The sequence below is a fragment of the Bradyrhizobium neotropicale genome (genome assembly GCF_001641695.1).
GTDB lineage: Bacteria > Pseudomonadota > Alphaproteobacteria > Rhizobiales > Xanthobacteraceae > Bradyrhizobium > Bradyrhizobium neotropicale.
In genome coordinates this window covers 13,355-38,048 of record NZ_LSEF01000024.1, presented here as the reverse complement: position 1 = coordinate 38,048, position 24,694 = coordinate 13,355, and the positions used below count along the sequence as shown (strand labels likewise).

At 65.8% G+C, this 24,694-nt stretch carries 18 protein-coding genes and 1 pseudogene; 7 read left to right on the top strand and 12 right to left on the bottom strand.

The window, feature by feature from the left end; all coding sequences use genetic code 11:
- Positions 1–2: 2 nt before the first annotated feature.
- Positions 3–1,283: an O-antigen ligase family protein gene (locus AXW67_RS03385; protein ID WP_063676623.1), complete on the top strand. Its 1,281-nt coding sequence runs from the start codon at positions 3–5 to the stop codon at positions 1,281–1,283.
- Here AXW67_RS03385 and AXW67_RS03380 read toward each other — a convergent pair whose 3' ends face one another.
- From AXW67_RS03380 to AXW67_RS03355, 6 genes are all read right to left on the bottom strand, one after another.
- Positions 1,284–2,519 carry an ABC transporter substrate-binding protein gene (locus tag AXW67_RS03380; protein ID WP_063676621.1) on the bottom strand — a complete coding sequence of 412 codons (1,236 nt, stop codon included), beginning with the start codon at positions 2,517–2,519 and terminating at the stop codon, positions 1,284–1,286.
- A 186-nt stretch (positions 2,520–2,705) separates the two neighbouring features.
- Positions 2,706–3,569: a DMT family transporter gene (locus tag AXW67_RS03375; RefSeq protein WP_063676619.1), complete on the bottom strand. Its 864-nt coding sequence runs from the start codon at positions 3,567–3,569 to the stop codon at positions 2,706–2,708.
- A 14-nt stretch (positions 3,570–3,583) separates the two neighbouring features.
- A complete protein-coding gene (locus tag AXW67_RS03370; RefSeq protein ID WP_063676617.1) occupies positions 3,584–4,468 on the bottom strand; it encodes an NAD(P)-dependent oxidoreductase in 885 nt (294 codons plus the stop codon).
- Positions 4,469–4,470: 2 nt separating this feature from the next.
- Positions 4,471–5,602, bottom strand: a protein-coding gene (gene prfB, locus AXW67_RS03365) for a peptide chain release factor 2 (RefSeq protein ID WP_145927393.1) whose coding sequence is annotated in 2 segments (ribosomal slippage) — positions 4,471–5,532 and positions 5,534–5,602 — 1,131 coding nt in all. Because the reading frame shifts where the segments join, the coding sequence is not laid out codon by codon here.
- Positions 5,603–5,794: 192 nt separating this feature from the next.
- Entirely contained in the window at positions 5,795–8,293 is a 2,499-nt protein-coding gene (locus tag AXW67_RS03360; protein WP_027553659.1) for a penicillin-binding protein 1A, read from the bottom strand.
- A 220-nt stretch (positions 8,294–8,513) separates the two neighbouring features.
- Complete coding sequence (locus tag AXW67_RS03355) at positions 8,514–9,812, bottom strand: N-acetylmuramoyl-L-alanine amidase (RefSeq protein ID WP_063676615.1); 1,299 nt, start codon at positions 9,810–9,812, stop codon at positions 8,514–8,516.
- Between the two features lie 708 nt (positions 9,813–10,520).
- Between AXW67_RS03355 and AXW67_RS03350 the strand changes: the two genes are divergently transcribed.
- Positions 10,521–13,607 carry an Rne/Rng family ribonuclease gene (locus AXW67_RS03350; RefSeq protein WP_063676613.1) on the top strand — a complete coding sequence of 1,029 codons (3,087 nt, stop codon included), beginning with the start codon at positions 10,521–10,523 and terminating at the stop codon, positions 13,605–13,607.
- Between the two features lie 65 nt (positions 13,608–13,672).
- Here AXW67_RS03350 and AXW67_RS03345 read toward each other — a convergent pair.
- Positions 13,673–13,957 (bottom strand): annotated as a pseudogene (locus tag AXW67_RS03345) (cupin domain-containing protein); the annotation flags it as partial.
- Here AXW67_RS03345 and AXW67_RS43725 point away from each other — a divergent pair.
- The 3 genes from AXW67_RS43725 (at position 13,919) to AXW67_RS03335 (ending at position 15,719) form a co-directional block, all read left to right on the top strand.
- The gene (locus AXW67_RS43725) at positions 13,919–14,110 is read left to right on the top strand and encodes a hypothetical protein (protein WP_245315408.1); all 192 of its coding nucleotides are present in this window, start codon (positions 13,919–13,921) and stop codon (positions 14,108–14,110) included. The pseudogene AXW67_RS03345 and the gene AXW67_RS43725 overlap by 39 nt on opposite strands.
- A gap of 119 nt (positions 14,111–14,229) precedes the next feature.
- On the top strand, positions 14,230–14,469 hold the full coding sequence (locus AXW67_RS43720) for a hypothetical protein (RefSeq protein WP_245315398.1): 240 nt from the start codon (positions 14,230–14,232) through the stop codon (positions 14,467–14,469).
- A gap of 17 nt (positions 14,470–14,486) precedes the next feature.
- Complete coding sequence (locus AXW67_RS03335) at positions 14,487–15,719, top strand: NAD(P)/FAD-dependent oxidoreductase (RefSeq protein WP_063676611.1); 1,233 nt, start codon at positions 14,487–14,489, stop codon at positions 15,717–15,719.
- Positions 15,720–15,795: 76 nt separating this feature from the next.
- Here AXW67_RS03335 and AXW67_RS03330 read toward each other — a convergent pair whose 3' ends face one another.
- Together AXW67_RS03330 and AXW67_RS03325 are read right to left on the bottom strand one after the other, a co-directional pair.
- Positions 15,796–17,886, bottom strand: coding sequence for a tetratricopeptide repeat protein (locus AXW67_RS03330; protein WP_245315397.1), 2,091 nt, complete (start codon positions 17,884–17,886; stop codon positions 15,796–15,798).
- An 80-nt stretch (positions 17,887–17,966) separates the two neighbouring features.
- Positions 17,967–18,803: a helix-turn-helix transcriptional regulator gene (locus tag AXW67_RS03325; RefSeq protein ID WP_063676607.1), complete on the bottom strand. Its 837-nt coding sequence runs from the start codon at positions 18,801–18,803 to the stop codon at positions 17,967–17,969.
- A gap of 91 nt (positions 18,804–18,894) precedes the next feature.
- On the opposite strand from AXW67_RS03325, the gene AXW67_RS03320 reads away from it, so the two are divergent.
- Positions 18,895–19,779, top strand: a complete 885-nt coding sequence (locus AXW67_RS03320) for an SDR family oxidoreductase (protein WP_063676605.1) — start codon at positions 18,895–18,897, stop codon at positions 19,777–19,779.
- 32 nt (positions 19,780–19,811) lie between these two features.
- Here the strand turns inward: AXW67_RS03320 and AXW67_RS03315 are convergent, their stop codons facing one another.
- The 3 genes from AXW67_RS03315 to AXW67_RS03305 all read right to left on the bottom strand — a co-directional run bounded on the left by AXW67_RS03315 (position 19,812) and on the right by AXW67_RS03305 (position 23,063).
- Positions 19,812–21,146 (bottom strand): dicarboxylate/amino acid:cation symporter, encoded by a 1,335-nt coding sequence (locus AXW67_RS03315; protein WP_027553667.1) that lies wholly within the window; start codon positions 21,144–21,146, stop codon positions 19,812–19,814.
- An 86-nt stretch (positions 21,147–21,232) separates the two neighbouring features.
- Positions 21,233–21,790: a biotin transporter BioY gene (locus AXW67_RS03310; RefSeq protein WP_027553668.1), complete on the bottom strand. Its 558-nt coding sequence runs from the start codon at positions 21,788–21,790 to the stop codon at positions 21,233–21,235.
- A gap of 85 nt (positions 21,791–21,875) precedes the next feature.
- Entirely contained in the window at positions 21,876–23,063 is a 1,188-nt protein-coding gene (locus AXW67_RS03305; protein WP_027553669.1) for a pyridoxal phosphate-dependent aminotransferase, read from the bottom strand.
- A gap of 204 nt (positions 23,064–23,267) precedes the next feature.
- On the opposite strand from AXW67_RS03305, the gene AXW67_RS03300 reads away from it, so the two are divergent.
- Positions 23,268–24,671 (top strand): M48 family metalloprotease, encoded by a 1,404-nt coding sequence (locus AXW67_RS03300; RefSeq protein ID WP_063676603.1) that lies wholly within the window; start codon positions 23,268–23,270, stop codon positions 24,669–24,671.
- Positions 24,672–24,694 lie beyond the last annotated feature (23 nt).

The window sequence follows — 24,694 nt, the reverse complement described above, 5'->3', positions numbered from 1 at the left end:
TCATGACAGCCGAACCCGCGGCATGGTCCGGCCCGGCCGCACCCCGGCGATGGCCGGCCCGGAGGGACCAGACCTCGCTGGTCCGAACCGCTGATTTCCTCGCCGCCCTCATCGCGGCCTCGCTGCCCTGGTCGACCACGGTGCCGGCGATCTTCACCGGACTCTGGCTGCTTGCGGTGACGCCGACGATCGACTGGCGCGACTACGCGCGCAGTCTCGCCAAGCCTGCCTTCGCCCTGCCCTTTGCCTTCCTGCTGCTCGCCGTCGTCGGCACGCTCTGGTCGGATGGCGCATGGGCGGACCGGCTGCATGCGATCAAGCCGGTGGCAAAGCTCGTGCTGATCCCGCCGCTGCTCTATCACTTCAGGCGATCGGAGCGCGGCACGTGGGTTTTTCTTGCTTTTCTCGGCTCCTGCGCGCTGCTCGCGATCTTCTCCTGGCTGGTGCTGCTCCATCCTGCCTGGAAGATCACTGTGACCGCGTCGGCCGGCGTTCCCGTCAAGAACTACATTGACCAGAGCCAGGAGTTCACCCTCTGCGCCTTTGCACTCGCGCTGCCCGCGCTGGGCTTCTGGCGCGCGCGGCAGGTCGCCGCAATGCTCACCTGCCTTGCGCTAATCCTGTTGTTCCTCACCAACATGGTCTTCGTTGCCTCGGCGCGCACGGCGCTGGTCTGCATCGCGGTCCTGCTGGTTCTGTTCGCCTGGCGCCACCTCAGCCGCCGCGCAGCGCTGTTCCTGCTCGCGGGCGCCGTTGCCGCTAGCGCGCTGGCCTGGACGGCCTCGCCTTATCTGCGCCAGCGCATCACCGACATTTATGTCGAGTATCAGCACGGCCATGAGGACATCAGCCGCGCCTCGACCGCGCAGCGCCTGACCTATTGGCGCAAGTCGACCCTCGCCTTCATCGAGGCGCCGCTTTTCGGGCACGGCACGGGCTCGATCAAGCGGCAGTTCGAGCGCGCCGCGGTGGGCGCGAGCGGCCTCGGCGCAGAGATCGTCAGTAATCCCCACAACCAGACCCTCAATGTCGCCGTGCAGTGGGGCCTGATCGGCGTCGCCCTGCTCTACGCGATGTGGTTGGCCCACCTTCGCCTGTTCACGGGCGAAGGTCTTGCGGCTTGGATCGGCCTCGTTATCGTCGTGCAGAACATCGCGAGCTCGCTTCTGAACTCGCATCTGTTCGATTTCCACGAGGGCTGGATGTATGTCCTCGGCATCGGCGTTGCCGGCGGCATGTCGCTGCGCGCCAATGCCGAACGCGGAAACAACGCCGCATGGTGACTACTGGCTGCGTTCGTGCCCGACCTCGCCGGTGATGACGTCGCCGAACAGCTCCCAGGCCTGCCCGTTGAAGCGCATCAGCTGCATCTGCTCGATCGGGAAATAATCGTCCGGCGAGGTGTTGACCATGATGCCCGGCAGCATCAGATCGGTGTGGAAGTTCTTCAGGTTGGCGGCCTGCTTCATGACGTTCTCGCGGGTGAGATTGTCGCCGCACTGCTTCAGGACCTGCACCATCGCCTCGGCCTGGACATAGCCGTAGATATTGTTGGCATTGGCCTTGTCGCCCTCGGGATAGTACTTGTCCATGAATTCCCGCCATTTCACCACCGCGGGATCCTTGTCCCAGGTCGGATCGGTCGGGTCTTTCAGATAGACCGTCGAGATGATGTCCTTGGAATATTCGAGCCCGGCGGGCTTCAGCACCGAGGCAACCGAGGTCGCGGTGTTGGCGAGGAAGAACTTCGGTTTCCAGCCGAGCTCGCCGACCTTCCGGATCGCTTGCGCCGAGCCTTTTGGCGCAGCCCAAGAGAAGAAGATGTCGGCGCCGGAATCGTGCAGGGCGACGATCTGCGAGTCGATCGAGGGATCGCTCACTTCGTAGGACTTGTCGGCGATGATCATGCTCGCCTTGTCGCCGAGCCCGTCCTTCAGGCCCTTGAACTGGTCCTTGCCTGCATCGTCGTTCTGCCAGAACACCGCGATCTTGCCGTTCGGGAAGTTGTCGCGAATGTACTTTGCGTAGATCCGCCCCTCGCTCTGGTAGTTGGGCTGGAATCCCATGGTCCAGGGGAAGTTCTTCGGGTCTCCGAACTTGGTGCCGCCGGATGCAACGAAGAGCTGCGGCACTTTCTTGGCGTTCATGTACTTCATGATCGCGGAATTCGAGGGCGTGCCGAGCGACTGGAAGATCAGCAGCACCTCGTCGCTCTCGACGAGCTTGCGCGCCTGCTCGATCGCCTTCGGCGGAGAATAGGCGTCGTCGTAGCTGATGAAGTTGATCTTGCGTCCGTTGATTCCGCCCTGATCGTTGATCATCCCAAAGAACGCGGCCTCGGTCTTGCCGATCACGCCATAGGAGGACGCCGGCCCGCTATAGGGCATGATGTTGCCGATCTTGATTTCGGTGTCGCTGGCGCCGGGGTCGTATTTCTTCTGCGCCGAGGCCGGTGTCGTGGCGAGCACTCCGGCAACAAGCATGGCGAGGGCAGCAAGGCTTTCGCAACGACCCGGCATCGTTCTCTCCCTGTTTTGTAGTCTTGTTTTGCAGAGAGTGTCGCAAGGAGGCGTCAGGCTGGCAAGCGGTTCGATTTTCCGCGGGGTGAAACGGCGCGGCTCAAGGGCCCACCAGGATTGAGAACTTACGCGAGCGTCCGCGACAGCCTCAGCACGCGCCCGTCAATCACGAGCACTGCGCTGCGATCACTTCCGCGCATCTCCGGCGATATCGGCGACAACCGCTCCGATCACCAACGCTCCCCCGATCAGCGCATGGACGGCAGGCACTTCGCTGAAGGCAACCCACACCCAGAACGGCATCAGCGGCGTTTCCAGTGTCGCGATCAGGGAGGCCTGGCTCGAGGGCAGGAAGCGCGAGCCGAGCATGTAGAACGTCAGGCCGAGCGCGACCTGAAAGCAGCCAAACATCGCGAGAATCGCAAGGTTGTTGCCGCCGACATGGGCGATGTCACGGGCGAACGGCAGGCTGACGAGACTTCCCAGGAAATTCGACAGCGCGGCCGCGGCCACCATCGACGTCTCCCGGTGTCGCCGAATGACGACCGTCATGGCGGATATGGCGAGCACCATCACGCAGCCGAGGGCAACTCCACTGATGTCAGCGGCGGCTTCGATACCGCCGACTGTGATGACCACGCCGGCAAGGGCGACCAGGCTCGCGATCAGCGTGCGCCATTTCGCGGCTTCGCCGAGCCACAGCCACGCCAGCGCGGCCGCGACGAACGGTTGCGTGGCGATCAGAACCGCCACGTTCATCACCTTGGTCATCTGAAGCGCGGGGATGAACGAGATCATGCCGAGCGTCGACAATGACGCGACGAGCCAGCCGCCCCGTCCCGGTGCCACCAGCTGGCGCAGCCCGCCACGCCCCTGCAGCAGCACAAGAAACACCACGATCAGGCAGCCGCCGAACAGCCCGCGCCAGAACAGGATGGTCCAGGGATCGAAGGGGAGCAGGCGCGTGAAGAACGGCGCCGTGCTCCAGGCAATTGCGGCGGCGACGACGAGGGCAATGCCAAGACCGCGTTCCGACCGTGGCTGCCCCATGTCACCTCGACCGGCTAGGAGGTCTTCGTCTTCGGTTGCGAGACCAGTTCGATCATCCTGCCTTCATCGTCGTCCGGCATCGCGGCTTTCGCTCGCGCGTAGGACTCGACGGCGGCGCGCGCGACCAACGGCTTGCCCGCCAGCAGAGTTTCGGCAAGCTTCACGGCGTAGGCGGCATCCTTGTGCCGCAGCGCCGAGGTGAAGGTCGCGCCGCTGAAGTCGCGGGCGACCATGCGCTTGGAGTGGCGCTGCACCTGGGGACTGGCGGCGACGCCGGCCTGGATCGACTCCAGCACGAGATTCATGTCGAGCCCGGCCTGCTCGGCGATCGCGAGCCCTTCGGCGAGGCCTGCGATCTGGATCGCGCCCATGAGATTGTTGATGAGCTTGTAGACCGTGCCGGAGCCGACCGCGCCGAAATGGCGGATGGTCGAACCGATCGGCGCGAGATAAGGCTGCGCACGTTCGAGATCGGCGGGGTCAGCACCGACCAGCAGTGTCAGCTTTCCACTAGCTGCCGCATCCGGCAATCCCGTCACCGGACAATCGATGTAGATGAGGCCGCGGCCGTTGAGCTCGCGAGCCATCTCGCGCGCATGATCGTACGAGACCGTGGAGCATTCGATCGCGATCGTGCCGGCCTTCGCCGTCTTGGCCGCGCCCTTGGGGCCGAGCCAGATCGCGCGCGAGGCTTCGTCGTCGGCGACCATGGTCACCACGGCATCGGCATCGATCGCGGCGTCCTCCGGCGAAGTCGCCCAATGCGCGCCGCGCGCGATCAGGTCTTCGGCTTTCGCCTTGCTGCGATTCCAGAGCGTCACCGTGAAGCCGGCATCGAGATAGCGGCCAGCCATGCCATGGCCCATTCGCCCCAGTCCGATGAAGGCGACGCGGGGCATGGCTAGTCCACGTCCTCGATCTCGCCGGCCGTGGTGCCGAAGGCACGCTGCGCCAGCGTCGCGGCCATGAACTCGTCGAGGTCGCCGCCAAGCACGCCCGAGGTGTCGGAGGTCTGCACGCCCGTGCGCAAATCCTTCACCATCTGATAGGGCTGCAGCACGTAGGAGCGGATCTGGTGGCCCCAGCCGATATCGGTCTTGGCGGCCTGGTCGGCGGCGGCCTTCTCCTCGCGCTTCTTCAGCTCGATCTCGTACAGCCGCGCGCGCAGCATGTCCCAGGCCTGCGCCCGGTTCTTGTGCTGGGAGCGGCCGGCCTGGCAGACCACGGCGATGCCGGACGGGATATGCGTCAGGCGCACCGCCGATTCGGTCTTGTTGACGTGCTGGCCGCCGGCGCCGCCCGAACGCATGGTATCGACGCGGACGTCGGATTCCTTGATGTCGATCTTGATGCTGTCGTCGATGACCGGGAACACCTGAACGCTCGAGAACGAGGTGTGCCGGCGCGCGTTGGAATCGAACGGCGAGATGCGCACGAGGCGGTGCACGCCGGCCTCCGTCTTCAGCCAGCCATAAGCGTTGTGGCCGGAGACCTGGATGGTCGCGGACTTGATGCCAGCCTCTTCGCCGTCGGACTCTTCGAGCACCTCGACCTTGAAGCCGTGGGTTTCGGCCCAGCGCGTGTACATGCGGAGCAGCATCTGCGCCCAGTCCTGGCTCTCGGTGCCGCCGGCGCCGGCGTGGACTTCGAGATAGGAATCGAAGCGGTCGGCCTCGCCCGAGAGCAACGCCTCGAGCTCGCGCCGCGCCACTTCCTTCTTCAGGTTCTTCAGCGCAGCTTCGGCCTCGGCCACGACGCCTTCATCGCCCTCGGCCTCGCCGAGCTCGATCATGCCGACGTCGTCTTCGAGCTCCTGCTCGACCTTGCCGATGCCCGACAGCGCATCCTCCAGCGAGGTGCGCTCCTGCATCAGTTTCTGGGCTTTCTGGGGATCGTTCCAGAGGTTGGGATCTTCTGCGAGCTTGTTCAGCTCAGCGAGGCGCGCCGTCGATTTCTCGACGTCAAAGATGCCTCCTCAGCAGCCCGACTGACTGCTTGATCTCTTCTACCAACCGTTCGATTTCGGCGCGCATGTCGCTCTCTGGTCTCGCGGAATTGTTCCCGCGTGCTGGCGCATGATCCGGGAAAGTGTGCAGCGATTTCCCGAAAAGATCATGCGCAAACAAAAAATAAAGCGCGATAAGTCATCGCGCAGATGGGGATGTAGCGGCGGCGGCTGCAAAGCGCAACCGCCGGAGCTTTGGATCGCGGGTCTTATTCCAGGCCTAGTACAGCCCGCCGGTGCCCGGACGCATGAAGAAGCCGGAATCCGGCGGCGGCTGCTGCGGCACGCGCCCGTCGGCGTCGGCAACGCCGATGACGGAGTAGTTATCCGGCGGCGCGGTGCCCGGCTTGAAGGCTTCGAGGATGGTTCCGCCGGTCTCACCGGGACCCGCGCGCATGCCGGTCTTGGCGACGACGCGGACCAGCTTGATGCCGGCCGGCACCTTGAATGGAACCGCGGGCTTGTCGGCGAGCGCGAGCTTCAGGAAGTCGCGCGCGATCGGAGCTGCCAGATGGCCGCCGGTCGCAGCGTTGCCTTTGCCGAGCGGACGCGGCTTGTCGTAACCCATGTAGATCGCCACGGCGACGTCGGGCGAGAAGCCGACAAACCAGGCGTCCTTGGCCTCGTTGGTGGTGCCGGTCTTGCCGGCGATCGGCTTGCCGACCTCCTTGACGACGGTCGCGGTACCGGCCTGCACGACGCCTTCCATCAGCTCGGTGATCTGATACGCGGTCATGGAATCCAGCACCTGCTCGCGGCGGTCGATCAGCTGCGGCTCGTTCTGGTTCTTCCAGCCCCCCGGCGCCTCGCAGCCACGGCATTCGCGCTGGTCGTGCTTGAAGATGGTGTGGCCATAGCGGTCCTGGATGCGGTCGATCAGCGTCGGCTTCACGCGGCGGCCGCCATTGGCGAGCATCGAATAAGCGGTGACCATGCGCATCGCCGTCGTCTCGCCGGCGCCGAGCGCGTAAGAGAGATAGTTCGGCAACTCGTCATAGACGCCGAAGCGGCGGGCATATTCGCCGATCAGCGGCATGCCGATGTCCTGCGCAAGGCGCACCGTCACGGTGTTGAGCGATTGCCGCAGCGCGTTACGTAGCGTCACCGGCCCCTGATATTTGTTCGACGAGAAGTTTTCAGGCCGCCAGACGCCGGCGCCCTGCCCCTGGTCGATTTCGATCGGCGCGTCGAGCACGACCGTCGACGGCGTATAGCCGTTGTCGAGCGCGGCCGAGTAGACGATCGGCTTGAACGACGAACCTGGCTGCCGGTAGGCCTGCGTGGCACGGTTGAACTGGCTCTGGTCGAACGAGAAGCCACCGACCATCGCGAGCACGCGACCGGTCCACGGGTCCATCACCACCATCGCGCCGGACACTTCGGGGATCTGCCGCAGCCGGTACTGGCCTTCGACGGGTTGTCCCTCCTTGGTGTAGAGCGGATCGGCATAGATCACGTCACCGGGCTGCAGCACCTGGGACACCGCCGTCGGCGTCTTGCCCTTCGCGGCGCCCTGCGCGGCCCGCGCCCAGCGTACGCCGTCGAGCGTGACGATGCCGGTCTCGCGCTGCTTGCTCACGGCGCCGCCGAGCTCGCGATTCGGCTGGAAGCCGATGCGCGCCGACTGGTCGCTGGTTTCCAGCACCACCGCCATGCGCCAGGGCGAGATGTCGGAGAGCGACTTGATCTCGGCGAGCTTCACGCCCCAATCGCCCGAAATGTCGAGCTTGCTCATGGCGCCGCGATAGCCCTGCTGCTCGTCATAGTTCACGAGGCCCGAGACCATGGTCTTGCGCGCCATGACCTGGATCTTCGGATCGAGCGTGGTGCGGACCGAGAGGCCGCCCTCGTAGAGCTTCTTCTCGCCATAGCGCTCGAAGATGTCGCGGCGGACTTCCTCGGCGAAATATTCGCCGGCGAAGGTGTGGGCGCCGTTGGAACGGTTGGTGACGGCCAGCGGCTCCTTGCGCGCCTTGTCGGCATCGGCCTGCTTGATCCAGCCGTTCTCCTGGAGACGGTCGATCACGTAATTGCGGCGCTCGATGGCGCGGTCGCGGTTACGCACCGGGTGCAGCGTCGCCGGCATCTTCGGCAGCGCCGCAAGATAAGCGGCTTCGGAGATCGTGAGCTCGTTCACCGATTTGTCGAAATAAACCAGCGAAGCCGCCGCGATGCCGTAGGCACCGAGGCCGAGATAGATTTCGTTCAGGTACAGCTCGAGGATCTTGTCCTTGGAGTAGGTCTTCTCGATCCGCATCGCCAGCAAGGCTTCCTTGATCTTGCGCGCGAACGAGACCTCGTTGGTCAGGAGGAAGTTCTTGGCGACCTGCTGGGTAATCGTGGAGGCGCCCTGCGGACGCCGGTTGGAGCCGTAGTTCTGGAGATAGAGCAATCCGGCGCGCGCCATGCCTGTGTAGTCGATGCCGCCATGCTCGTAGAAATTCTTGTCCTCGGCCGCCAGGAACGCGTTGATCACGAGCTTCGGCACTGCCTGGATCGGCAGATACAGCCGCCGCTCCTTGGCGTATTCGCCGAGCAGCGAGCCGTCGACCGCGTGCACGCGGGTCATCACCGGCGGTTCGTAATCCTGAAGCTGAGAGTAATCGGGCAAGTCCTTGGAGAAATGCCAGATCAGGCCTGCCACGGCACCGACACCAACAAGGAACAACACCGTTCCCGCGGCGAACAGGAAGCCCATGAACCGCACCAGCAAGCGCATTATCTGTTTATCCGTTCAATCCTGGATCAGCCCTTGGCGCCGCCAACAGGCGCCATCCTCACGTCGCGAATTCACCGGCCTACTCAAATACATCGGCGCCGGACCGAAAGACGCTAGCCGAGCGGGATTCTCGTCGATTCCGGAACCCCCTGCCACGTTTTTATAAAGCGCCCGCTGTGGCCAAACTAGGGCTTAACAGCGCGGTCGAAACTTCCCCTCTTCAATTCCCTGCCCCCGCGGCCATCCGCTTGGCCAGAAACCCGTCAATGGCCTGCGCCATCGAGCCCACGGCGCGGGACCGCCAGCCCTCGGAGACGAGGTGATCGAGATCGCCCTTGTTGGAGACATAACCGATCTCGACCAGCACCGACGGCACGTCGGGCGCCTTCAGCACCCGGAATCCGGCAGACTTGAGCGGATGCTTGTGCATCCGCACCGTCGACTTCATTTCGCCCATCAGAAATCGGGCAAAACGGTTTGAAAACGTGCGTGTTTCCCGCTGGGTGAGATCGATCAGGATGTCCGCAACGTCAGTCGGCTCCTCCGCGAGGTTGAAGCCGGCGATCGCGTCCGCCCGGTTTTCAGCGTCCGCCAGACGCTGGGCCTCGGCGTCCGAGGCCTTGTCGGACAGCGTGTAGATCGTCGCGCCCTGGGCATCGCCCTCGGCGCGTGGCAGCGCGTCTGCGTGGATCGACACGAACAGCGCGGCCTTGAGCCCGCGGGCAATTTTGACCCGGTCGTTGAGCGGGATGAAGGTGTCGTCGTCCCGCGTCATCACCACGCGGTATTTTCCGCTCTTTTCCAGCCGGTCCCGCAGCGCCAGCCCGAACGCCAGCACAAGGTTCTTTTCGCTCTCGCCGCTCGATTGCGTTCCGTTGTCGATGCCGCCATGGCCGGGATCGATCACCACCACGGCGCGCCCGTCCGCCGGCTTCTGTTGTGCCGTGTCCGGGGGCGCAGCCGCGGCAGGAACGGTCGCGGGCGGCGCGTCGGCGATCGCGGGCCGCAATTCGGGCCGGCTGTCCGGGCTCTGCGATTGCACGAAGGCGGTGCGATCAACCTCCTCCAGCTCGAGCACGAGCCGGGCCGGCTGGCCATTAGCCGCCTCGAGCACGTAGGAGTTGGTGATCTTGGCGGGTCCCGCGAGGTCGAACACGATTCGCGACCCGCCCGGCATTACGAGCCCGTAGCGGAAGGCTTTGACCAGCCCCCGCCCGCCGCCACCCGTGCCGGCCGGCAGCTGAAAATTGATCTGGGGGACGTCGACGACGACTCGGTACGGGTCGGCCAGGGTGAAGGCGCGGAAGGTGACGGTCTGGTCGAGGTCGAGGATGAACCGGGTCTGCTTGGCATCGCCGGCCAGCCGGGCGCCCGAGGCAATCGGGAAATTCGCCGTCGCAACAGCGGGTTGCGGCTGGCTCTCGGCGGCACTCAGACGGGAGGAATCGGCGCACGGAAATACTGCGGCGCACAACAGCGCGCACGCCAGCAAAACCCTTTGATTTGCGCGGCCCGCCACCGAATTCCGTGCCTCCGAGCAGCTTCCTTATCGCAATAGAACCGCAGGGTTAATCAGGACTTAATGACGAAGAACGCGAAACTCGGCGACTGTGACCGGCTTGCGACGCTCCCTTGCACGGATGGCCCATTCCTCGTATGTACAGATTGCTGACGGCCAATATTTTCGGTTGTGTCGCATTCAGTCGCCCGGTGCAGCGCCGGAGCTCCCAAGTTTTGGGAATTCCAGCGTTTTCCGTCCCCCTTTGAGGCCAGCGCGGCGCGCGGCAACGAGGTGGAACGGGGTCGAGCCCCGGCGGCAGGCGGTCCTGGGTTACCTCTCGCGTTCCACGGACAGTTCTGACAGCGACGTAACCTCGTTACCCGATCCCTTAATCCCAAGGGAGCGGTTGTGATCCTCAGGACGCGCGTTCTCGCGCCAGACCTGGCCAGCAGCAACTGATCAAGGGGCGGTCTCGCCGCCCGAGTTTTCATACGGGCCGACGCTTGATGCGCCAGACTGTGCCGACGAAATCTGAAGGACCATTCGCGACGCTGCGGAGCCAAACGCCCGCGCGCCGCTTTGGGCCTCCAGCCTCACGTTCGGCACGGCGCGAGAGAGGACGTTTCGGCCTTCCCCTCACCCCCGAATCAGGTGGACCGTCGCGTCACCCGGCGGCGCGATTCGCGCCCACGGTGAATCGCGCCCGCCGCCGCCAAGAGTTAAGACATGCCCAACAAGATGTTGATCGATGCCACCCACCCGGAAGAGACCCGGGTCGTTGTGGTCCGCGGCAATCGCGTCGAAGAGTTTGATTTCGAGACTGCGCAACGCAAGCAACTGCGCGGGAACATCTATCTCGCCAAGGTCACCCGGGTCGAACCCTCGCTCCAGGCCGCTTTCGTCGAATATGGTGGCAACCGCCACGGCTTCCTCGCCTTCAGCGAAATTCATCCCGACTACTACCAGATCCCGGTTGCCGACCGGCAGGCGCTGATCGAGGCCGAGGAGCAGGCCCATCGCGAAGCCGAGGAGGAAAACGAGAACCGTTCGCACGGCCGCCGCCGCTCGCGCCATCGCAATGCGCGCCGCCGCGGTCATGGCGAGCGCGTACAGAGCGACATCGTTGAGGGCCTCGAGGCAGGCAGCGATCCCGCCGCCCAGCCGCTCGCAGGCGAGGCGCTGCCGGAGCACGCCGAGGGCGTCCCGCACGAGGGCGAGCACGGCGCGTTCGAGGCGCATGACCATGACCACGATCACGACGAGCATGGGCACGACGATCATCATCACGACCATGATGATGAGCATCACGCGCATGATCACGATGACCATGACCACACGGACGAGCACGATCATCACGCGCACGACCACCATCATGACGACGAGGCGCCCGTCGCAGCCGTGGGAGCCGAGCCGGTTGTCGCCAGCGAATTCACCGCCGAGCAGCCGCGGGAAACGATCGCGGCCGAAGTGCCGGCGGGCGAAGCACACGCTGAGGCCCTGGCCGAAGCCGTGACCGCCGCCGTCGAGCCGGCGGACGCCGTTTATGCGGCCGGTGAGAGCGCCGAGACGCCGCATGCCGAGCCGGCCAATGATGACGACGCCGAGGATGGCGAAGACGGTGAGGAAGCCGAAGAGGAAGTCGTCGAATCCGTCGGCGGCGACGACGTGCTCGAGGAAGTGCCGGAGCGCACCTTCCGCCCGCGCCGCCAGTACAAGATCCAGGAAGTCATCAAGCGCCGCCAGGTGATGCTGGTGCAGGTGGTCAAGGAAGAGCGCGGCAACAAGGGCGCGGCGCTGACGACCTATCTGTCGCTCGCCGGCCGCTATGCCGTCCTGATGCCGAACACCGCGCGCGGCGGCGGCATCAGCCGCAAGATCACCAGTGCGCAGGATCGCTCGCGCCTGAAGGAAGTGGTGCAGGACCTCGACGTGCCCGAGGGCATGGGCATCATCCTGCGGACCGCCGGTGCCTCCCGCACCAAGCCCGAGATCAAGCGCGATTTCGAATATCTGATCCGGATGTGGGAGACGGTGCGCGACCTGACGCTGCGGTCGCAGGCGCCGACCCTCGTCTACGAGGAAGGCTCGCTGATCAAGCGCTCGCTGCGCGACCTCTACAACAAGGAGATCGACGAGATTCAGGTGGCGGGCGAGTCCGGCTACCGCGAAGCACGCGACTTCATGAAGATGCTGATGCCGGCCAATGTCAGCGCGGTGAAGCAGTATCGCGACGGCCAGCCGCTGTTCTCGCGCATGGGCGTCGAGAGCCAGCTCGACGCGATGTTCTCGCCGACCGTGCAATTGCGCTCCGGCGGCTACATCGTGATCAACCAGACCGAGGCGCTGGTCTCGATCGACGTGAACTCCGGCCGCTCGACGCGCGAGCATCATATCGAGGACACCGCGCTCAAGACCAATCTGGAAGCGGCCGAAGAGGTCGCCCGCCAGCTTCGCCTGCGCGACCTCGCCGGCCTGATCGTCATCGACTTCATCGACATGGACGAGAAGCGCAACAATCGTGCGGTCGAGCGCAAGCTGTCCGATTGCCTCCGGCAGGACCGCGCGCGCATCCAGGTCGGGCGCATCTCGCATTTCGGCCTTCTGGAGATGTCACGCCAGCGCATCCGCGCCAGCGTGCTGGAATCCTCGACGGATCCCTGCCCGCATTGCGGCGGCACCGGCCATGTCCGCTCGGTGTCCTCGGTTGCGCTCCAGCTCCTGCGCGGCCTCGAAGAGATCCTGATGAAAGGCGCGACCCACAATCTCGTGGTCCGCACCCGCACCGACGTCGCGCTCTACGTGCTCAATCACAAGCGCGGCCATCTGCGCGACCTCGAGAACAGCTTCAAGGTCACGCTGTCGGTCATCGCCGACGCGAGCGTCAGCGGTCCGCAGGCCTACGTCATCGACCGCGGCGAGCAGGTGCATACGCTGGAAGCCGCCAAGGCGCTGCTCGCGGCGCAGGCAGCGGCAAGCCCGCCGCCCATGGCTGAAGAGGCCTATGACGAGGAGGAGTTCGATTCGGAGCTCGAATCCGAGGTCGAGAGCGAAGAGACCGAAGGTCTTGCCGAAGAGGCCGCCGGCGAAGCCTCGCCCGAACAGGACGGCCAGCGTCGCCGGCGCCGCCGGCGTCGGCGCGGCCGCGGTGGCCAGCGCGAGGGCGAGCTTCGCGAGGACAGCGCGCCAACCCTGCCCGATGCAGCCGTGATAGCAGGCGAGGCGGACGAAGACGCTGAGGCCACCGAACAGGACGGCGACGAGGCCGAGGAACAGCAGGCTCGCGGCGAACAGCAGGGCGGCGGCGAACGCCGGCGCCGGCGCGGTCGCCGCGGCGGACGCCGTCGGCGTGGTGCCGGCGGCGAGGAAGGTCTCGCCGGTTCGATCAGCGACGAACTGAACGCCAATCTGCCCTCGGAAGTGAGCGACGCAGTTGCCGACTTCGACAGCCGCGAAGACGCGCCTTCGATCGCGGATACGGAACCCGTCGAGGCAAGCGCCGAGCTGCAGGTCGCGCAGCCCGAGCCGCGCCATGAGGTGGAGGCAGAAGCGCCAGCCCAACCCGAACCGGCCTCTGCCACAACGGACGAGCCAGCCGCCGACGACAAGGCCGCGCGACGCCGCTCCACGGTCCGGGAAAAGGTGAGCTTCATGCTCAACAGCCAGCCCGAGCCGGCAACACCGGTTGCGCAGGCAACCGAGCCGGTTGCTCCGCCCGCTCCTGCTCCGGAACCCGCGCCGCAAGAGGCAGGCGAAACGCCGGCCGCGCCGCGTCGCGCCGGCTGGTGGTCGCGCCGCTTCGGCGGCGGCGAGTAAGCCGAACCTTCCACGCAAAAACGCCCGGCTTGGCCGGGCGTTTTCTTGTGCACGAGGCCTCGCCGCTATTGGCGTTCGTCGTTGAGCGGCGCGGCGCGGACCACGATCTGACGGAGCTGGTCGTGGAGATCCGACGCCTCGCTGGTGCAGAGGCAGATGCCCGTTGCCGGCCCCTCGCCCGCATTGAGATACGCGTGGCCCATGGTGCTATCGAGATAGATGCCGTCGCCGACGCCGAGAATCTCCGGCGCGTAGAACTCGGTGTGGACGGCTACCTTGCCCCTCGTCACCAGAAAATATTCCTCGCCGGCATGGCGCAGCAGCAGGCCGAATTCAGCGAGCGAACGCGCTGGATACCGCTCTATCTGCTGCAACAGCGCGGACTCGATCTCAGGACCGTCGGCGTGGTGGCGCCGATCCCGTTCGCGATGGCGACGATCGCGATTGCGATCGGCGGCTGGGTGATGACGGGTTCTTCGCCGAACGCGAAAAATACCTCCTGATCGGCAGCTCCGAGTTGACCGGCATCTTCCTCTACGCCATGTACAAGGCGGAAACGGTCTCGGCGCTGATCATCTACCAATCGGTGGTCTACTTCTTCAAATCCTTCGTCTTCGCCTAGGTGATCGCACTTCCGACCAAACTGCTCCGTGACGACCAGATCGGATCCGGTGTCGGCATGGTCAATCTGGGCGGCCAGAGTGCAGGTTTCGTGGCGCCCGCCGTGATGGGCTTCATCGTAACCGGAACCGGATCGTTCGACGCCGCCTTCGGCTTTCCGGTGGCCATGACCGCGATGTCCGTCGTCGTCGCCGCGACGATCCGCGCTACCCAGCCGAAGCTCGCGCCGAGTCCGGCCTGACAGGAGGTTTTCTGCCCATGCAAAGCGCTATCGTTCTCGGCGGCGGCATGGTCGGCGTAGGCGCCGCGCTGCATCTGCGGAAACGCGGCTGGACCGTGACCCTCGTCGACCGCAGGGAGCCGGGCCGCGAGACCAGCTACGGCAATGCCGGGATGATCCAGGCGGAAGCCGTCCGGCCCTATCCGATGCCGCGCGACTTTTCGACGCTGCTGAAGATCGCGACCGGCCGCACCAATGACGTGCGCTACAGCCTTACGTCTCTCCACCGCCACGTCGAGCCCCTGCTCCGCTACTGGTGGCATTCGGCGCCGAAGCGGCATCGCGAGGCGATCGAGGCCTGGGCGCGCCTGATCGCCTATGCAACACCGGAACACGACATCCTGATCCGCGAGGCCCACGCCGACAATCTCATCCGCCGCGCCGGCTATCGCCTCCTGCATCGCGACCCCGTCGCGTTCGAGCTCGCGATCAAGACTGCAGAGGAAAACCAGCGCGATTTCGGCGTGAAGTTCCGCGTCCTCTCGGGCAGCGAGCTTGCCAAGGCCGAGCCGCTGATCCGCGATGATCTTCCCGGCGCCATCCATTGGCTCGAGCCATGGACCGTGTCCGATCCCGGCGCGCTCGTCGCGGCCTATGCGGCGCTGTTCGAGCGGCACGGCGGCACGCTCTTGCGCGGCGACGCAAACACCTTGCGGCAGACCGCGACGGGCTGGTCGGTCGACACCGACGCGGGACGCATCGATGCTGCCGCCGTCGTTGTGACGCTTGGGCCGTGGTCACCCGATCTCCTGTACAAATTCGGCTACCGCATTCCACTGGTGCGCAAGCGCGGCTACCACATGCACTATAGCGGCGGCAGCTCCCTCGATCTGCCGCTGGTCGATACGGCACGAGGCTACGCGATGGGGCCGATGGCCAAGGGCATCCGCATCACGACCGGGGCGGAGCTGACCGGGCCGGACGCGCCGGCAACGCCTATCCAGCTTGCGAGTGCCGAAGCTTCCGCGCGAGAACTGCTCGATCTCGGCGGCCGCGTCGAGCCCGAGCCTTGGTTCGGCACGCGCCCCTGCACGCCGGACATGCTGCCGGTGCTCGGCCCCGCGCCACGCCACCGCGGTCTCTGGATGAATTTTGGCCACGGCCACCAGGGCTTTACACTGGGACCCGCAACCGGACGCCTGCTCGCGGAGATGATGAGCGGCGAAACGCCGTCGATCGATCCGGCGCCGTACCGGCCCGAGCGCTTCTAGAGCATGATGCGGAAAAGTGTGCAGCGGTTTTCCGAAAAGATCATGCTCAAACAAAAACCTAAAGCGCGACGACGATTCATCCCGATCTCGTCGCGCTTTGGCTAGCGCGTTTCGCGGCGAGGACCGCGAGCGCGGCCGCCATCCGCATCAGCGGATCGTCCCATTCGCGCGGCCGGCGCTGGCGAAACAGCCGCATGGTCGGGTACCACGGACTGTCCTCGCGATCGCGCAGCCAGCGCCAGTCGAGTGCGTAAGGGAGCAGCACCCACACCGGCCTGCCGAGCGCGCCGGCAAGATGCGCCACCGACGTATCGACGGCGATGACGAGATCCAGCGCCGCAACCGCGGCCGCCGTATCGGAGAAATCGCCGAGCGCGGGTGCGAGATCGATAACCTCGCTGCCGAGCGCCGTGAGCACCGGACCATCTTCCGGCCGCGGCTCTTTTTGCAGACTGTAGAGTTGCACGCCCGGCATGATGAGGCGCGGCAGCACGGCTTCGGCTGACAGCGAACGCTGCCGGTCGCCCTTGTGCCTGGCATTGCCGGCCCAGACCACACCGACCTTCAGCGCGGCCGCGTCACCGAGCGCAGCCTGCCAGCGCGCCAGTTTGGCAGGATCCGGATGGAGATAGGGAACATCGGCGGGAATGGTATCGAGCGTGGTGCCGAACACGCGCGGCAGGCTCATCAGCGGCAATTGCACGTCGAACAGCGGCAGCGGCTCGCCGCGCGGGATGACCGTCACGCCGGGCAGTGTCCGCAGCAGCGACGCCAGCGCGGGCTGCACCTGAAGGATGATCGATCCGCCCTTTGCCGCCACCATCGGCAGATAGCGCACGAAATGCAGGGCGTCGCCGAGCCCGTATTCGGCGAACAGCAGCAGCGTGCGGCCATGAAGCGGGTCTCCCCGCCATTCCGGCTCGCTGAAGGTCGGATCGCCGTCCGACAGCGTCTTGCATTTGCGCCGCCACTGATAGGCCTCGAAGCCATCAGCGAACTTGCCGTTCATCAGCAGGAAATGCGCATGATTGTACTGCCCGAGCGGCTGCCCGGGATCGAGCGCGATCGCCCGATGCGAGACCGCGAGCGCCTCGTCGATCTCGCCGGCATTGCGCAAGGCGACCGCGAGATTGGCGTGGCCCTTGGCATGGCTGGGATCGGCAGCGACCGCGCTCCGGTGCACGGCGACCGCGTCTTCGACGCGATCCTGCTTCTCGAAGATGATGCCGAGATTGGTCCAGGCCGACGCATGGTCGGGCTTCAGCGCCAGCGCGCGCTCGCAAGCCGCGATGGCGTCGTCGAGCGCACCGAGCTCGCACAGGCAGGCGCCGAGATTGCTCGCGATCACATGATCGGCCGGATCGCGCGCGCAAATTTGCTGATAGGCCTCCGCAGCGTCGGGCAGATGGCCGGCCTCATGCAGGACGAGGCCGAGCAGGCGCAGCACCGGAAGATCGTCCGGCGCAAGCTGCGTCGCGCGGCGATACTGGACGATCGCCTCATCGAGCAGCCCCTGCCGATAGAGCGCGGCGCCGAGGTTGCAGAGCAGCCCTGAATCGTCGGGATCGGCCTCAAGGGCGCAACGATAAGCTGCTGCGGCGTCGGCATGCCGCGACTGGTCCGCAAGCACATTGCCGAGATTGAGCCAGGCGCCCGGATAGTCCGGCTCGCGCGCGATGACGGCGCGATAGGCGTCCTCCGCTTCCGCCGGCCGCCCCTGCTCCGCCAGCACCACGGCGAGATTGAAGCAGGCCCGCGTCAGATGCTGATCGAGCGCGATCGCGCGACGGTAGGCTGCCTCGGCCTCATCGAAGCGCGAGAGCTCGCCGAGCGCCACGCCGAGCTTGGTGTGGAGGCCGGCATCGCGCGGCAGCCTGAGCAGCGCGCGCCGGAACGCCGCCACCGCCCCTTCGCGCTCGCCCTTGACCGCAAGCGCATCGCCGAGGGTGACGAGCGCCGGCGCATGATCGGGGTCGATGTCGAACACGCGGTTGAGCAGCGCGACGCCGGCGGCCGCACGATCGGTGACGAAGGCGACCACGGCGGACAGGTGCAACGCCGGCAGATGATCCGGCTGCGCTTTCAGCGCCTCCGCGCAGAGCGCATCGGCCTCGTCAGTCCGGCCGGATGCAAAATGCTCCGCCGCCTGCAACACAATTCGATTCACAGCCGCCTTGCCCACGATGCCGCCCCGCCCTTCGCGTGAAGTGCTAGATGCGGGTTAAACGCGCGAGGCGGTGAATTCCGTCAGTCGCCGCGCTCGGCGAGTACCGTCCTGATGCGATCGGCGTCCGCGGGCGTCGCCGGGTTGTAGACGATCATGCTGAGATCGGAGCGCCCCTCGACGGCGAAGCTCGAATATTCGAACGCCATCGGCCCGTGAACGGGGTGGCGCAGCCTCTTGGTGCCGTCGCCATGGTGGCGCACGTCGTTGTCGCGCCAGAGTGCGGCGAACTCGGGGCTTGAGCGGCAGAGCTCGTCGACGAAGTCGGCGACGTGGGAGACAGCGCCCGCACGCGCCGCATCGGCCCTGAAGGCTGCGACCACGAACCTTGCCACGCTGTCCCAGTCATGCTGGGCGGCGCGGACGCGCGGGTCGCAGAAGATGAAGCGCAGAATGTTGCGCTGTCCCGGCGGTATCGCGCCGTAGTCCGTCAACACGGCGCTTGCCGCGCGATTCCAGGCGACGACGTCCCAGGTTGCGGTCCGCACCAGAGCCGGGCTGACTTCGAATGCGTCGAGCACGCGCTGCAGCCGCGGCGAGACGCCCTCGGCCGCCTGGTAGCGCACCTCGGGCGGGCGACCGAGCCCGATCAGGAACAGATGCTCGCGCTCGACGTCGGTCAGCATCAGCGCGCGGGCGATGCGGTCGAGCACGTCGGCCGACGGCGCGCCGCCGCGCCCCTGCTCGAGCCAAGTGTACCACGTGGCGCTGATGCTGGCGCGCTGCGCCACCTCCTCGCGCCGCAGCCCGGGCGTGCGCCGGCGGCTGCCGCCGAAGCCGAACGCCGCTGCATCCAGACGGGTGCGGCGGTCCCTCAGGTAGGTCCCGAGCAGGTTCTCGCTGGTGGCCGTCTCGCTCATCCTGGTAACTTTTATACCCCGATAACATCACTACTTTACCGGGATATTCCTAGCGCAGATGGTCGTCTCCACCAACTCAGGAGATTGCCTCATGCGTGTTTTCGTCACCGGCGCCACCGGCTTCGTCGGCTCCGCCGTCGTTCGGGACCTGATCGCGGCCGACCATCGCGTCGCCGGGCTCGCCCGCAGCGATGCAGGCGCGGCCGCGCTCGCGGCGATGGGGGCCGAGGTCCATCGCGGGTCGCTGGAGGACCACGCGTCCTTGCGCAGCGGCGCGGCCGCGGCGGACGGCGTGCTCCATCTCGCCTTCAATCACGACTTCTCGAAATTCGCCGACAATTGCGAACTCGACCGCCGCGCCATCCTGGCGCTCGGCGAGCCGCTCGAGGGCTCCGATCGCCCCCTCATCGTCACCTCCGGTGTCGCTCTGCTCGCGCCCGGCCGCCTTGCGACCGAGGACGATGCACCTGCCCGCCAGTTCCCCCGCGTGTCGGAAGCCACAGCCGAGGAGCTCACGGAGCGCGGCGTGCGCGCAGGGGTGGTGCGGCTGCCGCCCTCAACTCACGGCGAGGGCGACCACGGCTTCGTGCCGATCCTGATCAATCTCGCACGTCAGAAAGGCGTCTCGGCCTATCTCGGCGACGGCAGCAACCGCTGGCCGGCCGCGCATCGCTTTGACGCCGCGCGCCTCTACCGGCTCGCGCTGGAGCACGGCGCGACGGCGAAGCGCTATCACGCCATCGCCGAGGAAGGCGTGCCGTTCAAATCCATCGCGGAAGTCATCGGCCGCCGGCTCGGCGTGCCCGTGGTCTCGAAGTCGCCCGAGGAGGCGGTCGGTCATTTCGGCTGGTTCGCGCAATTTGCGGGCATCGACGTCCCGACCTCGAGTGCGAAGACGCGCGCCCTGCTCGGCTGGGCAGCGAAAGAAAAAGGGCTGATCGAGGATATCGACCAGCCCTGCTATTTCAATATCTGACGGCGACGCGCGCCGCCAGGGTAGCTTGCAGATCAGTCCGTCGTGACGGCGGTTTCCATGTCCGTCGGATCGATCTGCTGGCTCAACCGCGCGTTGAGCTTGTCGCGATCGAGCTCGCCCTCCCACCAGGCGACGATCACGCAGGCGACGCCGTTGCCGCAGAGATTGGTCAGCGCGCGGCATTCGCTCATGAACTTGTCGATGCCGAGCACGATCGCCATGCCCGGCACCAGGCGCGGATCGACCACGGCCAGCGTCGCGGCGAGCGTGATGAAGCCCGCACCGGTGATGCCGGAGGCGCCCTTCGACGTCAGCATGGCCACGACCAGGATGGTCATCTGCTGGCCCAAGGTGAGATCGAAGCCGAGCGCCTGCGCGATGAACAGGGTCGCCAGCGTCATGTAGATGTTGGTGCCGTCGAGGTTGAACGAATAGCCCGTGGGCACCACGAGGCCGACAACCGACTTGGAGCAGCCGAGCCGCTCGAGCTTTTCCATCAAGGATGGCAGCGCGCTTTCCGACGAGGACGTGCCGAGCACGATCAGGAGCTCGTCCTTGATGTAGGCCAGGAACTTGAAGATCGAGAAGCCGGCGAAGCGCGCGATGATCCCGAGCACGATGAACACGAACAACGCGGCGGTGACGTAGAAGGTGGCGATCAGGCCGATCAGGTTGAGGATGGCACCGGTGCCGAACTTGCCGATGGTGTAGGCCATCGCGCCGAACGCGCCGATCGGCGCCGCGCGCATCACGATGGAGATGACACCGAACACGGCATGCGCGGCATCATCGATAAACGCGCGGATGGTGTGGCCGCGCTCGCCGAGGCCCATGATGGCGAAACCGAACAGCACCGAGAACAGCAGCACCTGCAGGATCTCGCCTTGCGCGAAGGCGCCGACCACGGTGTCGGGGATGATATGCAGGATGAAGTCGACGGTCTTCTGTCCCTCCGCCTGCTTGGCGTAATTGGCGACCGCCTGCGCGTTGGCCGCGGCATTGCCGAAACCCGCGCCCGGCTTGACGAGATTGCCGATGATGAGGCCGATCAGGAGTGCGAAGGTCGAGACCACCTCGAAATAGACCAGCGCCTTGACGCCGATACGGCCGACCTTCTTGGCATCTTGGATGTGCGCGATGCCCGAGACGACGGTGCAGAAGATGATCGGCGCGATCACCATCTTGATCAGCTTGATGAAGCCATCGCCCATCGCCTTGATCCAGTCGTTGGTGGCGACCGTCGGCCACAACCAGCCGACGATGGCACCGAGCACGATGGCGATCAGCACCTGGATGTAGAGGACCTTGTACCACGGCTTGGCGGCAGTGGGCGCGACCGGCGCCCCCGCCATCGTTGTCGTCGTCATTTGTCTCACTCCCCCTAAAAACTGTGAGCCAGCAAGATCAACTTGGCCGGCCCTGTCAATTGGAACTGCTCGGTATTCGTGCGCTTTTACCCGCGGCGGTCGATGATCCGGCGCGCGGCTGGCATCAAGGTGGCGCCCAGCGCATTCTTGACCAGTGACGCCGCGATGAACGGCACGATGCCGACCTGCCAGGCCTTCGCTGCGCCAAGACCGAGGCCAAACGCGAGCCAGCCGAACCCGGCCACTAGTATGACGATATGGCCGACGGCCATCGCGGCAAACAGCAGAACGACGCTGCGATCCCAGCCACGTTCGGCGAGATAGCCGGTCACGAAAGCAGCCGCGACGAAACCGAACAGATATCCGGCCGTAGGGCCGACCAGCGGCGCGATCCCGCCAACGGGACCTGCGAACACCGGCAGTCCGATCGCACCTTCGGCGAGGTAGGCGATCATGGTTGCGCTGCCAAGACGCCAGCCATAGGCCGCGCCGATCATCAGCACGACCAGCGTCTGCAATGTCATGGGCACGTAGGGCAGCGGCAGGCTGACCTTCGCTGACAGCGCCATCAAGGCGGTGCCGAGCGCAATCAACACGAAGGCGCGCAGCGGGCCAGCGGCTTCGCCGCTTTGGACCGGCCACACAAGGGCGGCGAGAGGAGAATGCGACGCGACGGCAGGCGATCTGTCAGACAAGTTGAACTCCGGAAGCTCGTGGAAAAAGTGGCGGCTATTTAAGCCAGTGAGCGATCCGGTCAACTGCTTGTCGCATCTCGTCCGCCGATCTCGCGTAGGAAAAGCGGATGAACGAACGGCCGTGGATGGGATCGAAATCGATGCCCGGCGTCGCCGCGACATGGGCCTGTTCGAGCATCTGCTTGGCGAAGTCGAAACTGTCGGAGGTGAAGTCCGACACATCGGCATAGAGGTAAAAGGCGCCGTCAGCGGGCAGGAACCTGGTCAGGCCGGCCTTGGGCAGCCCCTCGATCAGGATGCGGCGGTTCTCCTCATAGCCGTGCTTGATCACGTCCATCTCGGCCGTTCCGTCGAAGGCTGCCTCGGCCGCGATCTGCGACAGCGTCGGCACCGAGATCGACAGGTTCTGCTGCAGCCGTTCGATCGGCCGCGCCAGGATTTCCGGGACGACCATCCAGCCGACGCGCCAGCCCGTCATGCAAAAATACTTCGAGAACGAGTTGATCACGAGTGCGTGCTCCGACAGCGCGGCCGCCGTCACCGCCGGAAACGCGTAGTCGAGCCCGTGATAGATCTCGTCCGAGATGAAGCGGATATTGGCGTCTTCTGCTGCCGCGATCAGGCCAGAGAGCGCCTCGCGCGACATCATCGTCCCCGTCGGGTTGGCGGGGCTGCCGACCAGCACGCCCTTCAGCGGGGCCTTGCGATGGGCGGCGAGCAGCGCCTCGCCGGTCAAGGCGTGACGCGTCTCGCTCGTGGTCTCGATCAGAACCGGCTCGCAGCCGAGCGCCGTGAGAATATGGCGATACGGCGGATAGCCCGGCACCGTCACGGCAACGCGATCGCCGGGCTCGAACATCGACAGGAAGGCCAGGGTGAAGCCGCCGGACGAGCCCGTGGTCACCACCACCCGCTCGGCGCTGACCGAGCAGCCATAGACGTCGCGGTAATGGCGCACGATCCGCTCGCGCAGCGAGGGGATGCCGAGCGCGGAGGTATAGTCGATCCGCCCCGCTTCGAGCGCCGCATGGGCGGCCGCGATCGCGGTCTTCGGCGCGCCGGCCGAGGGCTGGCCGACCTCCATGTGGATGACATGGCCCCCGGCCGCCTCGATTTGGGCCGCCGCGGCCATCACGTCCATCACCATGAACGGGGGAACATCGCTGCGGCGGGATGGCTCAAGCCATTGCGCCATCCGGTTCCTCAATGTCGCATCGTGCATCGATTTCTGCTATTTCGCTGACGGCCGGCCCCAATAATGGTCCGGGAGACAGGGCGCTTGCGCCCCAGACTGGCCGCATTGTACGGCTCATAAGGGCATATCGCGTATCCGGTCCGCCGCCAATCACCAAAACCAGTCGCGAAACTGCTTTCCAAGACCGCTTGCCAAGACCGCTTGCCAAAACCGTTTGACCAAGACCGTTTGATGTTGCTCCAGATCGCTTTGCGCAAGAAGGCCTCCGCCCTCACCGCCCTTGTCACGGCCGCGGCCCTCGTGCTGACGCCGCTCTCGGCGGCACGGGCCCAGTCCAAGGGGCCTCCCGTCCTGCGCGACACCGAGACCGAGCAGCTGCTGCGTGAATATACGCGGCCGATCCTGCGCGCGGCGGGCCTGGAGAGGCAGAACATCCAGATGGTGATCATCAACGACGCCTCGTTCAACGCGTTCGTCGCCGATGGTCGCCGCATCTTCGTCAACTATGGCGCAATCCTGCAGTCGGATACGCCGAACCAGCTGATCGGCGTGCTCGCCCATGAGACCGGGCATCTGGCCGGCGGCCATCTCGCCAAGCTGCGCGAGCAGCTGGCAACCGCGCGGACGCAGATGATCATCGCCATGCTGCTCGGTGCCGGCGCGATCGCCGCGGGCGCCAGCCGTGGCTCCAACAGCGGCAACAACGGCCTCGCCAATGCCGGCGCCGCCGCGATGGCCGGGCCGCAGGAGATGATCCGCCGCTCGCTGTTGTCCTATCAGCGCCAGCAGGAGGAGAACGCCGACCGCGCCGGCGTGAAGTTCCTGACCGCAACCCAGCAGTCGGCGAAGGGCATGTACGAGACCTTCAAGCGCTTCACCAGCGAGAGCCTGTTCGCCGCGCGCGGCGCCGATCCCTATCTGCAATCGCATCCGATGCCCGCCGAGCGCGTCGCCGGGCTGCAGGAGTTCGCGCGCACGAGCCCCTATTGGGACAAGAAGGACGATCCGGCACTCCAGCTCCGCCACGACATGGTGCGTGCCAAGATCTCGGCGTTCATGGAACGGCCGGAGACCGTGTATCGCCGCTATCCGCAGACCAATGACAGCCTGCCGGCGCGCTACGCCCGTGCCATCAGCACCTATCTGCACGGCGACTTGCGCAGCGCGCTGGCCCAGATCGATGCGCTGATCCAGGTCCAGCCCAACAACCCGTACTTCTACGAGGTCCGCGGCCAGGCGCTGCTCGAGAGCGGCAAGCCGGCCGAAGCCATCCCTGCCCTGCACAAGGCGGTGCAACTTTCGAGCAACTCACCGCTCATCGAGATGTTACTTGGGCAGGCTCTGGTCGGATCCGATAATAAGGCCTACACGGACGAAGCCATTCGGATCTTGCGGGCCGCAGTGGCGCGCGAGCCCGAGGCGCCGCTCGGCTACACCCAGCTCGCGATGGCCTATGGCCGGAAGGGAGACTATGCCGAGGCCGATCTGGCGTCGGCCCAGGCCGCCTACTTGCGCGGCGACAACAAGACCGCACGCGAGCTTGCTACGCGCGCGAAAACCCGTTTCGCCGTCGGCACGCCCGGCTGGGTCAAAGCCGACGACATCGTGGCGTCGAAGCCGCCGCGAAACAATTGAACAAACCCGACGCCACCGAGACC

Coding starts and splice junctions, on each gene's coding strand:
- AXW67_RS03300 (WP_063676603.1), top strand. CDS start 23,268: ATGTTGCTCCAGATCGCTTTGCGCAAGAAGGCCTCCGCCCTCACCGCC.
- AXW67_RS03375 (WP_063676619.1), bottom strand. CDS start 3,569: ATGGGGCAGCCACGGTCGGAACGCGGTCTTGGCATTGCCCTCGTCGTC.
- AXW67_RS03335 (WP_063676611.1), top strand. CDS start 14,487: ATGCAAAGCGCTATCGTTCTCGGCGGCGGCATGGTCGGCGTAGGCGCC.
- AXW67_RS43725 (WP_245315408.1), top strand. CDS start 13,919: ATGGCGCAGCAGCAGGCCGAATTCAGCGAGCGAACGCGCTGGATACCG.
- AXW67_RS03305 (WP_027553669.1), bottom strand. CDS start 23,063: ATGCACGATGCGACATTGAGGAACCGGATGGCGCAATGGCTTGAGCCA.
- AXW67_RS03315 (WP_027553667.1), bottom strand. CDS start 21,146: ATGACGACGACAACGATGGCGGGGGCGCCGGTCGCGCCCACTGCCGCC.
- AXW67_RS03385 (WP_063676623.1), top strand. CDS start 3: ATGACAGCCGAACCCGCGGCATGGTCCGGCCCGGCCGCACCCCGGCGA.
- AXW67_RS03320 (WP_063676605.1), top strand. CDS start 18,895: ATGCGTGTTTTCGTCACCGGCGCCACCGGCTTCGTCGGCTCCGCCGTC.
- AXW67_RS03380 (WP_063676621.1), bottom strand. CDS start 2,519: ATGCCGGGTCGTTGCGAAAGCCTTGCTGCCCTCGCCATGCTTGTTGCC.
- AXW67_RS03325 (WP_063676607.1), bottom strand. CDS start 18,803: ATGAGCGAGACGGCCACCAGCGAGAACCTGCTCGGGACCTACCTGAGG.
- AXW67_RS03350 (WP_063676613.1), top strand. CDS start 10,521: ATGCCCAACAAGATGTTGATCGATGCCACCCACCCGGAAGAGACCCGG.
- AXW67_RS03360 (WP_027553659.1), bottom strand. CDS start 8,293: ATGCGCTTGCTGGTGCGGTTCATGGGCTTCCTGTTCGCCGCGGGAACG.
- AXW67_RS03370 (WP_063676617.1), bottom strand. CDS start 4,468: ATGCCCCGCGTCGCCTTCATCGGACTGGGGCGAATGGGCCATGGCATG.